The organism is Enterococcus hailinensis (assembly GCF_045862035.1).
Lineage (GTDB): Bacteria > Bacillota > Bacilli > Lactobacillales > Enterococcaceae > Enterococcus_A > Enterococcus_A hailinensis.
This window is the reverse complement of the sequence record NZ_BAAFRV010000005.1, coordinates 172258-186101: the sequence shown is the minus strand read 5'-3', so window position 1 is coordinate 186101 and position 13844 is coordinate 172258. Positions and strand designations below refer to the sequence as shown.

Here is a 13844-nt window from a genome sequence, read left to right as displayed (position 1 = left end):
CTAAAGGACGACCTGAAGAAGTTTTTAAACGGTGAATTTCTCCTTTCATGTACCACTGTTTCCACCTATATATTGTTCCTCTACTTGGGATATTAAATTCTTCCCGAAGGGAGGAACCTGATTCTCCGGATAATAATTATGTTTTGCCATTAGAAAAACACCTCCAAATTTATTTTACTAAATTTGAGATGCTCTTTTTTAATTGTATCTAATTATAGTGTCAGTTCCCTTTTTATAGCTCTTTTTTCAAAAAGACATTATCAACAGCCACTACAGGAAAATCAGCTGGAAAATCGGTTATTGCCAATGCTTCAAATCCATTTTTCTTATAAAAAGCAATTGCAGCCTCGAAAGTCGTGATTGTCCCTAAATAAATAGCCTTATAACCCTTTGCTTGAGCAAATTCAATTGCTGTATCCAATAATAATTGTCCGACTTTATGTCGGCGATACTCTTTTTTGACAAACATCTTGCGTAAAGCCAAATTTTTATTTTCCAAACGAATCAACGCGATTGTTCCTACCACTTGGTCTCCATCCAACGCCAACCAAAAATTTCCGCCACCAGCGATATAAAAATCTTGGATCTCCATTAGATCTGGTTGATCTTCCAGAGTGATTGCGATCTGAAATTCTTCCTGTTGGATTTTCGTAATAACTTCCGCTACTTGCATTTTGTATTGCTCTTGATATTCAATAATTTCCATTTAGTTCACTCTCCCTAGTCTAATCAAATGCTAAAGAACTCTTTCTTCTAGCATCCTCTAATTAGCTGAGAATAGCAACTAATTAGAAACAAAAAAAACTGGAGTAAATCTCCAGTTTTTTTTAACTTACTGTAATGGAAAATTCTGTTTTAAAGTTTTCTTTAGGTGCTAAACGATTCATACCTTCTTTATCCTCTAGACGTCCGGTACTGTCGACTGAGTCAGCAAATCCCCACCAAGGTTCAATACACACAAATGGCGCTTCTTCAGGATAAGGTGACCATAAACCAACGTAAGGGATATTATTATAGGCTACTCGTACGCTGTGAGTAGATTCTTCTGTTCCTAACGTATAAGCATTTAAGCCTCTTGTTTCATAGATCAGCGCATCTTCTTTGAAAAGCTCGCGACTCAATTGAATATTCGTATTCGTTTGACCAATCGTTTTTTGATCTAGATTGGTATAAGGACCTTCCAATGGAATTTTTACTCGCGATTTTTGAGGTGAAAAAGCAATAAAGTAATCTTCAAATTTCAAATCATCCGTCAGCGGAATATTAAAGGCTGGATGGCCACCTAACGCAAAAATCATTTCGTCTTCCCCGCTATTCTCAACGTTGAAACGAATGCGTACTCCTTGGCCCCAGACTTCATAACTAATTGTTAATACAAAATCAAAAGGATAGATTTCTCTCGTTTCAGCATCACTTTTCAAGATAAAGACTGCTTTATCCGTTGAATGTTCTACGACTGAAAATTCTTTGTCTCGAGCAAAGCCATGTTGCCCCATAGGATAAGTTTTTCCTTTGTACGTATATTGATTGTCTTTCAACCGACCGACAAAAGGAAACAAGAATGGTGCATGACGTCCCCAATACTTAGGATCTGCTTGCCAAATATACTCGATGTCATTTGCTTTTAAACTTGCAAGCTCAGCTCCCTTTTCATTGATCGTTGCTGTTAAAAAATCATTACTGATCGTTACTGACATAACTTTAACACTCCTTATTTGTGACGCACTAGTTCTTCTTTAAATAATGGATTCAATACTTTTAAGTATGTTCCTTTCATTCCAAGTGAACGAGATTCGATGATTCCCGCTGATTCTAGTTTACGTAAAGCATTCACGATAACTGAACGGGTAATACCGATTTTATCCGCGATATTCGAAGCTGTCAAACGACCTTCGTCACCATCTAAAGCATCAAAAATTGCTTTAACAGCTTTCAATTCACTATAAGACAGTGTGCTGACAGCCATTTGAACAGCTGTTTGGCTGCGAACTTTTTCTTCTACATTTAAAAATTGTTGATATAAAATTTCCATCCCGATAACCGTTGCACCGTATTCGGCAAGGACTAGATCATCATCCGCAAAAGCCCCTTCTGTACGAGCTAGAATAATCGTTCCTAAGCGTTCACCTGAACCAAAAATAGGAACAATCGTTGTTAAACCTTGAGGATAAAGTTCTGCACGTTCAGTTGGAAAAGCGGTCAATTTATTTTCGACGGGTATATTCGCTTGTGTTTTATACACTTCACGCATACCGTCTACGTAACTATCAGGAAATTGACGGTCGACAATAAACGAACGAACGCGATCAGTATTGATATCCAATTTTTCATTCAAACCTAGCAGTTTGCCTTCTGCACCAATAATATAAGTCAATGTTCCTAATATATCACCTAAGATTCTTGCCATATTGTTATATGGTAATTCAGCTGCAGGTTCAAAAGCGTTCTTTTGTTGCATCATTTTATTGATTTGACGTGTTTTTTCTAACAATGTTTCCATTTTTTCCCTCCAATGATTAAAGAATATAACGACTTAAATCTTTATTTTGAGCAATGGATGCTAATTTTTCATCCACGTATGCTTCGGTAATCGTGATTTCACCCATTTGCATATCTGGTGCTTCAAATAGTAGATCTTCTAATAATTTTTCTAAGATCGTATGCAAACGACGAGCGCCGATATTATCCGTTTCACGGTTCACATCAAAGGCCATTTGGGCGATTCTCTCAATTGCTTCTTGAGTGAAGATGATATTGACATTTTCAGTACCTACTAAAGCAATGTATTGTTTGATCAACGCATTGTTTGGTTCAGTCAAGATTTTAACAAAATCTTCTGCTGTAAGATCACTTAATTCAACTCGAATCGGGAAGCGTCCTTGTAACTCGGGAATCAAATCACTTGGTTTTGATAAGCTGAATGCTCCGCTAGCGATGAATAACACATGATCTGTTTGGATTGCACCATATTTAGTATTAACTTGAGAACCTTCAACGATCGGTAGAATATCCCGTTGAACCCCTTCGCGTGATACTTCACCTGAATTTTGTTGTGATTTAGAAGTGATTTTGTCGATTTCATCGATGAAAATAATTCCTGAACTTTCAGCTAACTTGATAGCTGCCGTTGAGATATCTCCTTCATTTACTAATTTCGCTTGTTCTTCTTTAACTAATAATTCTTGAGCCTCTTTGACGGTCACTGTACGTTGGACTTTCTTTTCTGGTGTCAAGGCTCCTAGCGTATCAGACAAATCGATCCCCATTTGTTCTAAGCCATTATTCATTGGTGCGGCTTTTTTAGATTCTGTCACTTCGATCGTTACTTCGCGTTGATCAAGCAATCCTTTTTCTAATTGTTCAAGGATCGTTTGCCGATTGACTTTAATGTCTTCAGTAACTTCTTCTTTCGTCTCTGTTTGCGTTTGATTAAACATATTCATCATTTGTTCATAGGGATTCGTACTTTGTTTTTGTTCCTTTTTGATTCCCGGAACTAAGATTTTGACTAAACGTTTATTCGCACGTTTTAATGCTTGTGAATAGACTTTTGAATATTGTTCTTTTTCAACGATCGTGATCGCATTTTCGACTAGATCCCGAACCATCGATTCAACGTCGCGGCCAACATAACCGACTTCTGTAAATTTCGTTGCTTCCACTTTGACAAATGGTGCTTTCACGATACGTGCCAAGCGACGGGCAATCTCTGTTTTACCAACACCCGTCGGTCCAATCATTAAAATATTTTTAGGCGTAACTTCTTGTTGCATCGTTTCTTCTAATTGCATTCGACGATAGCGGTTACGCAAAGCGATCGCTACAGAACGTTTTGCTTCGTTTTGTCCAATGATATATTGATCTAATTCACTTACGATTTCTTTTGGTGTTTTATTGACTTCAGTCATCTTCATTCTCCTTAATCTGCTAGATTCAGTTTTTAAAACTATTCGTTTTTATACTTCTTCTACGATAATATTATGATTTGTGAATACACAGATATCCGCAGCGATGTTCAAAGCACTTTCTGCGATTTCTTTAGCACTCATGTCCATGTTATGCTTTTTCATTGCACGTGCAGCAGCTAATGCATAGTTACCACCAGAACCAATCGCTAAAATGCCATCATCAGGAGCAATTACTTCACCATTTCCTGAAACCAATAGCATTTCTTCACTATTCATCACGATCAATAGCGCTTCTAAATTTTTCATCGCTTGTTGTGTCCGCCATTCTTGCGCTAACTCAACAGCTGCGCGTTGCAGATTACCATTGTATTCATTTAATTTACCTTCAAATTTTTCTTCCAGCGTAAAAGCATCAGCCACACTACCGGCAAAACCGACTACTACTTGACCATTATAGATGCGGCGAACTTTTCGAGCCGTACCTTTCATGATGATTTGTTCTCCCATAGTTACTTGACCGTCACCAGCCATTGCTAATTTTCCATCTTTTTCGATCGCACAGATCGTAGTGGAATGAAATTGTGATTCAGACATTGTATTCTCTCCTTACGCTTTTTAATAGTTGAAATTTTGATTACGCTCGTGGATGAAACGAACGATAACTTTTTTGTAAACTTTCTTTAGTGACATGCGTATAGATTTGAGTCGTTGACAAATTCGCATGTCCTAATAATTCTTGGACAGTTCTTAAATCTGCTCCATTGTTCAATAAATGGGTGGCAAATGTATGACGCAGCATATGCGGATGAATAGCGCTGCTTAAACTACTTTTTTTAATAATTTGATTTAAGACATATTCGATACCCGTAGCAGTAATCTGATCTCCGTGGTGATTGATAAATAAATAATCATGCTCTTTTCCATAACGAGCCATCAATTGTTGACGTCCTGTTTGCTGGTATTCTTGGATCGCATCAGCAGCATAAGAACCTAGCGGAACATAACGATCTTTATTCCCTTTTCCGTGAATCAGCATGACACTGTTATCAAAATCAATTACAGACAATGTCAGATTGGCACATTCGCTTACACGAAGCCCTGAACCGTATAATACTTCTAAGAGCGCGCGATTTCGTTGGTCCAACGGCTGATCTCCGTCAACGCTTTCAAACAATACTTGGATTTCTTTCTCATAAAAAAAGCGTGGCAGACGAGCTTGTTTCTTCTTTAGATGGACATAGGAAAAAGGATTTTCTTCTAATTGTCCATGTTTCAGAAGGTACTGATAAAAAGAACGTAAGCTAGCGATTTTACGACTGATCGTATTACGACTATATTTCTTATCATTCAAAAAGGCTAAATAAACCCGAACATCCAAATGATCCACCGCTAATAAAGAATCTTCACCAGATTCTTTTAAAAATTGAGTGAAGTCGTTCAAGTCACGTTGATAGGCATCTTTAGTCTTTTCTGAATAACCTCTTTCGGTCATTAAATAACTAATGAATTCATTTGTTGCCTGTTCATTATCCAAATATTATTCACCTCTCCAACCTAAAATAAATGTAGCATAAGAACTTTTTAATTACAATTGAATTGTCAGAATTTATTGACTTTTCACGAATATACTAACAATTCCTTACAATTTTTTCATAATTAATCCATAACTAAAAAATTATTAAATATTTTTCTCAATAAAAAATCACTGCCTCAGCAGTGATTTTATTTTTATAAGTTCATTTCACTTAGCGCATTCAATGCACGTTCAGCTAATGTTTCATAACGCAATTTTTTATCTTTGATTCGTTCAGGTAATGCTGGGAAGAGACCAAAGTTTGCATTCATCGGTTGGAAATGTTTGCCTTCTGCGTGTGTGATGTAATAAGCCATTGAGCCGATTGCTGTTTCTCGATGAAACTCTAGCAGTTCTTCGCCTTTAGCTAAGCGTGCAGCATTTAATCCTGCAACGAGTCCGCTGCCTGCACTTTCAACATACCCTTCGACACCCGTCATCTGACCAGCAAAGAATAGATCATCGCGTTTTTTACTTTGATAAGTTGGACGTAATAATTCTGGTGAATTCATGAAACTGTTTCGATGCATGACACCGTAACGGAGAAATTCCGCATTTTCCAACCCTGGAATCAATTGGAAAACTCGTTTTTGTTCGCCCCATTTTAAATGTGTTTGAAAACCAACGATATTGTACATTGAAGCAGCGGCGTTATCTTGACGTAATTGAATCACTGCGTAAGGACGTTTGCCAGTTTTAGGATCTTCTAATCCAACAGGTTTCATCGGGCCAAACAACATGGTTTTGACGCCACGTTTTGCCATCACTTCGATTGGCATACAACCTTCAAAGAATTTTTCTTTTTCAAATTCTTTTTGTGGAGCTACTTCAGCTTCAATCAATGCATTGTAAAAGCGCATAAATTCTTCTTCTGTCATTGGACAGTTTAAGTAAGCCGCTTCACCTTTATCATAACGTGATTTTAAATAAACTTTATCACGATCGATCGTTGAACCATCCAAAATCGGAGCTGCTGCATCATAAAAATAAAAGCCGTGAGAACCATTGTATTCTGCGATATCCGCAGCTAATGATTCAGAAGTCAACGGACCAGTCGAAATGATCGTGATCCCTTCTGGAATTTCAGTGATTTCTTCTGAGATCACCGTCACTAATGGATGTTCCTTGACTCTTTTAGTGATCAATTCAGAAAAATTATCACGATCAACTGCTAATGCACCGCCAGCAGGCACTGCTGTTTCATCAGCTGATGTAATCACAACCGAATTTAGACGACGCATTTCTTCTTTTAAGACACCAACCGCATTGGTCAAACCATTACCACGGAGTGAATTACTGCAGACAAGCTCTGCAAAATTTGCTGTGTGGTGCGCTGGTGTAGATTTAACGGGACGCATTTCATATAAATTCACGGGTACTCCTGCCTCGGCTAGCTGCCATGCAGCTTCACTTCCGGCCAGACCGGCCCCAATAACATTAACTGTTTTAACCATCTCTTCCTCGCTTACAAATAATTATTTTTGAACTACTTCTTCATAGTCGCCATTGATACAGACAACTTGTTTTCCGCCTTTGACTTTTTTCTCGACTAGATAGCCATCGCATTTCGGACAGCTACGGCCGACTGGTTTATCCCATGAAGTAAAGTCGCAATCTGGATAACGTGAACAACCATAGAATAAACGATTTTTCTTAGATTTGCGTTCCACAACTTGCCCTTTATGACAGACCGGACATTCGACACCGATTTCTTTGATGATCGGTTTTGTATTGCGGCACTCAGGGAAATTACTACAAGCGTAGAATTTTCCGTAACGCCCCAGTTTGATGACCATCGGATGACCGCAGACGTCACAGTCAAAGCCAGCTGGTTCATCTTTGATTTGAATTTTTTCAATGCCTTCTTCGGCTTTTTCTAATTCAACGGCGAAAGGTTTATAGAAGCGATCGACAACTTTTGTCCATTCTTCTTTACCGTCTTCGACTTTATCTAAATCATTTTCCATTTCCGCTGTAAAATTGACATCGACAATTTGCGGGAAGAAATCAACAATCAATGTATTAACGATTTCACCAAGTTCAGTTGGTTCAAAACGACGCTGGGTTAGCTTCACATAGTAACGACGTTGGATCGTGTCTAATGTCGGAGCATAGGTTGAAGGACGTCCTACGCCATTTTCTTCTAACGTTTTGATCAGCGTAGCTTCACTGAAACGTGCTGGCGGTTGAGTGAAATGTTGTTTTGGTTCAATATCCACTGATTTAACAACATCGCCTTTTTCTAAATCTGGTAAGACATTTTCTTTGTCTTCTTTGCCGTCATCCCTGCCTTCAATGTAGACTTGCATAAATCCTTTGAATTTAATTTTAGATCCATTAGCAATAAAGATTACGCCATTTTGTTCTAGCGTTACTTTCATTGTATCTAAAATTGCCGCTGTCATTTGGCTTGCAACAAAACGTGACCAAATTAATGTATAAAGCTTCAATTGATCTTTATCTAAATATTTTTTCATTTCATCGGGTGTACGTTGGACACTGGTAGGACGAATCGCTTCATGAGCATCTTGAGAGCCCTGAGGATTTTTAGTTTTTCTGGCTTGATGCTGTGAGAATTCTTTGCCGTAAGTATTTTCGATAAATTCAGCTGCTTCTGCTTTTGCTGTATCTGAGATCCGAGTCGAATCGGTACGCATATAAGTGATCAAACCAACTGTTCCTTGTTTACCTAAAGCAATTCCTTCATACAATTGTTGAGCAACCATCATCGTCTTACGCGTACGGAAATTTAATTTACGTGCAGATTCTTGTTGCATATTACTTGTTGTAAATGGCAATGCTGGATTACGCTTACGTTCTTTTTTCTCAACTTTAGTTACTTCATAATCCTTGCCATCGATTCTTGAAGTTACTTCCTTTACAGCTTCAGCGTTTGGTAATTTTTTCTTCTTACCATCGACACCCCAAAAATTAGCCTTAAATTTCTTCGTTTTCTTTTTAAAGTTTCCATCGATGCTCCAGTATTCTTCTGGAATGAAATCACGGATTTCTTGTTCACGATCGATGATCATCTTCAATGCGATCGATTGTACCCGACCAGCACTCAAGCCTTTTTTAACTTTTTTCCAAAGAATAGGCGAAATCGAGTAGCCCACTAGACGATCCAATGCGCGACGTGCTTGTTGCGCATCTACACGGGAAACATCGATCGTTCTTGGTTCTTTAAATGCCGCTTTAACAGCATCTTTAGTAATTTCGTTGAATACTACTCGATTCTTATCATTTAAATCTAATCCTAATAAGTAAGCAAGGTGCCAAGCAATGGCTTCCCCTTCTCTATCCGGGTCACTTGCGAGATATACTTTTTGGGCTTTTTTTGCCGCTTGTTTTAAACTTTTAATCACGTCACCTTTACCACGAATGGAAATATAGTGAGGTTCATAATTGTTTTCAACATCGATCCCCATTTTACTTTTAGGTAAATCACGGACGTGTCCAACACTTGCCACGACTTTATAATTTCTTCCTAAATATTTTTCAATCGTTTTAGCTTTCGCCGGTGATTCCACAATAACTAGGTATTTATAGGCCAAATGCTTTGCCTCCTCAATTTTTACTTCTATTATATATTGATAACTACTGACAAATCGTAGCCTATAATACGCTATTCAAATTTTGTTTGTCAAGTCAGGGCTTATCGAATTTATTCAGTAAATCATAACAATCAAAAATATCTTGTGCTTTTTCAACGCAAACGGCACCATCTTGAATCAGCTGATGACAGCCGCTCGAGCGCCCATCTAAAATGGATCCAGGAACAACAAAAACTTCTTTTCCGTAATCTAATGCTTGCTGAGCAGTAATCAATGACCCACTGCGTTTCTTCGCTTCCACCACTAACACACCGCTGCTTAATCCGGCGATGATCCGATTGCGCATCGGAAAATGAAATTTAGCTGGCGTAGTTCCGTTGGGGTATTCACTTACTACAAGATGATGCCTACTCATCTCGATTTGCAAATTACCGCTTCCTTTAGGATAACAAATATCTAAACCAGTTCCAACTATTCCGACAGTTTTTCCTTGATTACTGATGGCAAATTGATGGGCAAAACTATCGATTCCTTTTGCTAAGCCGCTAACAATTACAAAGTCCCGTTTGATCAACTCTGGAATCAATGCCTGTAAAACTAAATACCCATATCGTGAAGCGTCGCGGGCACCAACAACTGCCAGCATTTTTCTTTCTAAAAAAGCTAAATCACCTTTATAAAATAATACCAGCGGCGGTGTTGGGACATGCTTCAATTGTTCTGGATACGCTGAATCTTCAATCGTTATATACTGATGCATTCGTTTTATTTCGTTTAAACGTTCCTCGTCCCATTCATTCCAATCGTTCTTACGCGTCGTCTGAGCAAGCAGACGAATTTCTAAGCTATCAAATTGCCAATGCTGATGACGCTTCGCAAATTGGTAAATACGTTGTTTTCCGACGGCTCCGATGCCTTTTGTCATACTCAAACGTAAAAGAAAATTATTTTTCAAAAAAATCCCTCTTTTCAGTTCTTTATCAAAAAGATACATAAAAAGAAGGACCTTCATTTATTTATTTTTAATCGGGGCAAAGGTCTTGCGATGAATCGGCAAAATCCCTTGTTCATCAATAGCTTTCAAATGTTCTTTGGTTCCATAGCCAGCATTATTGGCAAAACCGTAGGATGGATAATCTTCCCCATATTTAGTCATCCATTCATCTCGATAAACTTTAGCAATAATACTTGCCGCAGCAATCGAAACCGAACGAGCATCGCCTTTGATGATTTTTTCTTGCGGCAAACCATTATCAAGTACCATTGCATCAATCAATAAACAATCTGGTTTGATCGTCAATTGGTCGATCGCCCGTTGCATCGCAACTTTTGTTGCTTGATAAATATTCAATTGATCGATCTCTTCAGCTGTTGCCTCACCGATACCAATCGCACGAGCATTTTTTTTGATTTCTTGAACCAATTCTTCACGTTTATAAGCTGAAAGTTGTTTTGAATCATTCAGTCCTAAAATAGCATGCTCTTCATTCAAAATCACAGCTGCTGCAACGACAGGACCAGCCAAAGGTCCACGTCCCACTTCGTCGATCCCACAGATTGCCTGAAATCCTTGAGCTTTTTTTTCTGCCTCAAAAACAGACATATCGATGTATTTTTGTTCTAAAGCTATTTGCTTATCTTGTTTTTTTTGCCATTGAACCAATGCTTGTTGAACACCTTTACGAGTATCCGCACGAAATTCAACTAGTTTAGGATCTTCGGCATCAATAATTTCGCTCAATTGTTCTTTGATCGCTTTGATGGATAATTTTTCCATTACTCGCTCAGCTCCTCAAAACGATCTAATGTGTAACGGCCTAATCTTCCTTGACGTAATTCAAGAATCAACATTTCACTTGCACGTTCGTAATCGTCTTTGAATCCCCGTTTAGATGCAATCAAAAGCAACAACTCTGGCAATTCTAAAGTTAAATCATCATCCGTTAATTTATAGCGTTCTTTTAATTGTTCTGGATAAAAACGCGTGAAGACTTCCAATTCATATAGAGCTAAATCATCTAAATGTAATAGATCATCTTTGATTGCTCCTGTAAGTGCCAAACGTTGGCCAACTTCTGGGTCTTCAAATTTTGGCCATAAGATCCCTGGTGTATCTAATAATTCAAGCTGCGTACCAAAACGTAACCATTGTTGCCCTTTAGTTACACCCGGACGATTTCCTGTACTCGCTATTTTTTTACCAGCTAAATGATTCAATAAAGTTGATTTTCCGACATTTGGAATACCTAATACCATCGCTCTGATTGCTCGTGGTTTGATTCCTTTTTCTTGGTCTCGAGCAATTTTTTCTACTAAAACTTTCTTACTAGCAGGAACAATTTGTTTGACGCTCTTATCATCTTTCGCAGTTAAAGCAAGCACATGATGGCCGGCTTCTTTAAAATAATTGACCCATAAATTGGTTTGATTCGGATCAGCAAGATCTGATTTATTTAATAAGATTAAACGTGGTTTTTGTTGCACGATTTGATCTAACATCGGATTACGTGATGATAAAGGTAGACGTGCATCGATTAATTCAAACACAATATCGACAAATTTTAATTTTTCTGATACTTCTCTTCTTGCTTTAGCCATATGGCCTGGAAACCATTGAATTGTTGGCATTATCTGTTTCCTCCTTGATTTTTTTATTATTTCAATCTATATCATAGCCACAGAAATTATTTTCCGTTTCTGATTGTATCACAAGTCGCCTTACTTTAATAATAAGGATTAAAAATAAAAAGACCGCGCTACTAATAGCCACGATCTTCAAATAACATGTTTGACTATGATATCCACTTAATATGGCTCAATGGATAATACACAGCTCGAGCTTTTCCCAAAATATCCGCGCTATCGACCGTTCCAAATGAACGACTATCTTTTGAAATTCGTCGGTTGTCGCCTAATACAAAATATTCATCAGCTGGAAGTTTTGTTTTACCAGTAAGGTCCTCTAACTTGAAATCAGTTGTATAGGGCGATACTTGATGGTCTTGCTGGCGATTATTTGTTAGAAAAGGTTCCGCAACTTTTTTATTGTTTACGTATAATTGATCGTGCTCATAGCGCACTTCATCACCTGGTAAAGCAATTACACGTTTGATGTAGATCGTTCCATCAGGTTGCTGGAAGACGATTACATCAAAGCGTTTGATTTTACTAAATTTTTCCATCAGTACCATATCACCTTGGGCTAATGTCTGATCCATCGAATTACCAGTCACTGGAACTGGTATTAGTAGAAATCCTCGAATGATCACTCCTACAAAAAGAGCGATCAATAAATATTTCACACCTAACCATAAATGACCTTTTGTAAGTAGATTTTTCAAATACTACCCCCCTTGCAATCATAAGCATCAAAATAGTATCAACACTTACTTTTGTAACGTTTCTATGGCCTTGGCATAGGCTACATCATTAGCTTTGACTAAATTAAATACTTTTGCCTGAAGCGCATCAATCGTCTTATCATCTAATGCGCCAGTCTCAGGTAAATTGTTTTCTGTTTGGATTCCAATCACAGCGTCTCGGGTCGCCTCATTGAATGAATCTCCCTCAGTCGGATAACCTAGCGCGTTAAGCATCGTATTAACATTTTTTATAGCATCGCCAGAGTCACCGATTCGCCAATTCGATTGTTTCGAAATCGGTGGCAGTTTAGCATACGCTGGATAATCTGCTTCGATCGTTGGTGTTACTCCTTTGCCTTCCACAGAAGAACCGTCCGGCGTATACCATTTCATGATCGTTAATTGGACATAGTTATTTTTCCCAATTGGACTGATCGTTTGGACGCTGCCTTTGCCAAACGTTGTCAAACCGATCAAAGAATAATTTTTATTTTTCACTGCTGCTGCTAGTAATTCTGCACCATAAGAACTTTCTTGGTCGATCAAAAAGACACTTGGTTCTTTGACTTTAAACCCTTGATCGATTTTTTTACTCGCTTTATCGACAGAGATGACTTGTTTATTATTGGAGAATTGAGCAATCGTATCGCCATTTTCCAAAAAATAGCTGGCTACACGTTCTGCCTCGGCCAATAATCCACCTGAATTTTGTCGCAGATCAATCACAAAAGAAGTCGCACCTTCTTTGCGTAATTCCTCAACGATCGTTCGAAATTCTAAAGCTGTTGTATCTCTAAAATTTGCAATTTGGATTGAACCAACTGTTGGATGGTTCTTATCGATCGCACCAGTAACCGTATCTTCAGAAACAACGTCTCGTTCAATAACGACATCAAATTTTTCCTCACCACGTTGGAGCGACAAAGTCACTTGAGTACCTTTTTTTCCACGGATCATACTAGTAACTGTATCGACGGACAAATCTTTGGTCGACTTTCCATTGACTTTTAGGATGATATCTCCTATTTTCAGTTTTGCTTTTTCGGCTGGAGAATTTTTTTCTGGTACCCGATTGAGCACAGGCAAACGATTTTGGATATCAAAATCAATCCCAATTCCTTCAAAACTCCCTGCGACTTGCGATTGACGTTCTTTTGTTTCTTTTGCAGTCAAAAATTCTGAGTCTGCATCTCCGAGCGCTTCAGTCATCCCTTTTAACGCCCCTTGAATCAGAGTCTCTTTATCTACTTTATCAACATAATTCGTACTAATCAAATCATAAAGGTCTTGAACATCATCTAAGTCATTCCTTGTGATTTTTACGACCGATTCATTTTTTAAAATTTGTTTTTGTTCTATAAAATGAGTCACAACTGCGGTAACGATCACTGTACATACAAGAACAATAATAACGATTGGGAGTGGTAACGTTTTTTTCTGCAAGGCG

General features: G+C 38.1%; 13 protein-coding genes and 1 pseudogene. All 14 read right to left on the bottom strand.

The features are described 5' to 3' along the window. A pseudogene (locus ACKTSC_RS06055) lies at positions 1 to 121 on the bottom strand (helix-turn-helix domain-containing protein); the annotation flags it as partial. 111 nt (positions 122 to 232) lie between these two features. Further along, positions 233 to 706, bottom strand: coding sequence for a GNAT family N-acetyltransferase (locus tag ACKTSC_RS06050; RefSeq protein WP_332581287.1), 474 nt, complete (start codon positions 704 to 706; stop codon positions 233 to 235). A 121-nt stretch (positions 707 to 827) separates the two neighbouring features. Beyond that, positions 828 to 1697, bottom strand: coding sequence for an aldose 1-epimerase family protein (locus ACKTSC_RS06045; protein WP_407857114.1), 870 nt, complete (start codon positions 1695 to 1697; stop codon positions 828 to 830). A gap of 14 nt (positions 1698 to 1711) precedes the next feature. Further along, positions 1712 to 2500, bottom strand: coding sequence for a GTP-sensing pleiotropic transcriptional regulator CodY (gene codY, locus ACKTSC_RS06040; RefSeq protein WP_407857113.1), 789 nt, complete (start codon positions 2498 to 2500; stop codon positions 1712 to 1714). A 16-nt stretch (positions 2501 to 2516) separates the two neighbouring features. Then, positions 2517 to 3908 carry an ATP-dependent protease ATPase subunit HslU gene (gene hslU, locus ACKTSC_RS06035; RefSeq protein ID WP_407857112.1) on the bottom strand — a complete coding sequence of 464 codons (1392 nt, stop codon included), beginning with the start codon at positions 3906 to 3908 and terminating at the stop codon, positions 2517 to 2519. 48 nt (positions 3909 to 3956) lie between these two features. Beyond that, positions 3957 to 4502 carry an ATP-dependent protease subunit HslV gene (gene hslV, locus ACKTSC_RS06030; RefSeq protein ID WP_332581291.1) on the bottom strand — a complete coding sequence of 182 codons (546 nt, stop codon included), beginning with the start codon at positions 4500 to 4502 and terminating at the stop codon, positions 3957 to 3959. Between the two features lie 40 nt (positions 4503 to 4542). Continuing rightward, the gene (xerC, locus tag ACKTSC_RS06025; protein WP_407857111.1) at positions 4543 to 5442 is read right to left on the bottom strand and encodes a tyrosine recombinase XerC; all 900 of its coding nucleotides are present in this window, start codon (positions 5440 to 5442) and stop codon (positions 4543 to 4545) included. Positions 5443 to 5636: 194 nt separating this feature from the next. Next, positions 5637 to 6935, bottom strand: coding sequence for an FADH(2)-oxidizing methylenetetrahydrofolate--tRNA-(uracil(54)-C(5))-methyltransferase TrmFO (gene trmFO / locus ACKTSC_RS06020; protein ID WP_407857110.1), 1299 nt, complete (start codon positions 6933 to 6935; stop codon positions 5637 to 5639). A gap of 21 nt (positions 6936 to 6956) precedes the next feature. Beyond that, positions 6957 to 9035 (bottom strand): type I DNA topoisomerase, encoded by a 2079-nt coding sequence (gene topA / locus ACKTSC_RS06015; RefSeq protein WP_332581294.1) that lies wholly within the window; start codon positions 9033 to 9035, stop codon positions 6957 to 6959. Positions 9036 to 9129: 94 nt separating this feature from the next. Further along, positions 9130 to 9990 (bottom strand): DNA-processing protein DprA, encoded by an 861-nt coding sequence (gene dprA / locus ACKTSC_RS06010; protein ID WP_407857109.1) that lies wholly within the window; start codon positions 9988 to 9990, stop codon positions 9130 to 9132. A gap of 57 nt (positions 9991 to 10047) precedes the next feature. Then, on the bottom strand, positions 10048 to 10812 hold the full coding sequence (locus tag ACKTSC_RS06005; protein WP_407857108.1) for a ribonuclease HII: 765 nt from the start codon (positions 10810 to 10812) through the stop codon (positions 10048 to 10050). Then, a complete protein-coding gene (gene ylqF / locus ACKTSC_RS06000; protein WP_407857107.1) occupies positions 10812 to 11663 on the bottom strand; it encodes a ribosome biogenesis GTPase YlqF in 852 nt (283 codons plus the stop codon). The genes ACKTSC_RS06005 and ylqF overlap by 1 nt, the downstream gene beginning before the upstream one ends. Before the next feature lie 164 nt (positions 11664 to 11827). Beyond that, positions 11828 to 12376 (bottom strand): signal peptidase I, encoded by a 549-nt coding sequence (gene lepB, locus ACKTSC_RS05995; RefSeq protein ID WP_407857106.1) that lies wholly within the window; start codon positions 12374 to 12376, stop codon positions 11828 to 11830. 45 nt (positions 12377 to 12421) lie between these two features. After that, positions 12422 to 13840 (bottom strand): S41 family peptidase, encoded by a 1419-nt coding sequence (locus tag ACKTSC_RS05990; protein WP_407857105.1) that lies wholly within the window; start codon positions 13838 to 13840, stop codon positions 12422 to 12424. Positions 13841 to 13844 lie beyond the last annotated feature (4 nt).

Bases quoted from the DNA above. Each gene is read 5' to 3' on its own strand.
- ACKTSC_RS06045 (WP_407857114.1), bottom strand. From the start codon at position 1,697: ATGTCAGTAACGATCAGTAATGATTTTTTAACAGCAACGATCAATGAA.
- codY (WP_407857113.1), bottom strand. From the start codon at position 2,500: ATGGAAACATTGTTAGAAAAAACACGTCAAATCAATAAAATGATGCAA.
- ylqF (WP_407857107.1), bottom strand. From the start codon at position 11,663: ATGCCAACAATTCAATGGTTTCCAGGCCATATGGCTAAAGCAAGAAGA.
- hslU (WP_407857112.1), bottom strand. From the start codon at position 3,908: ATGACTGAAGTCAATAAAACACCAAAAGAAATCGTAAGTGAATTAGAT.
- ACKTSC_RS06005 (WP_407857108.1), bottom strand. From the start codon at position 10,812: ATGGAAAAATTATCCATCAAAGCGATCAAAGAACAATTGAGCGAAATT.
- ACKTSC_RS06050 (WP_332581287.1), bottom strand. From the start codon at position 706: ATGGAAATTATTGAATATCAAGAGCAATACAAAATGCAAGTAGCGGAA.
- hslV (WP_332581291.1), bottom strand. From the start codon at position 4,502: ATGTCTGAATCACAATTTCATTCCACTACGATCTGTGCGATCGAAAAA.
- trmFO (WP_407857110.1), bottom strand. From the start codon at position 6,935: ATGGTTAAAACAGTTAATGTTATTGGGGCCGGTCTGGCCGGAAGTGAA.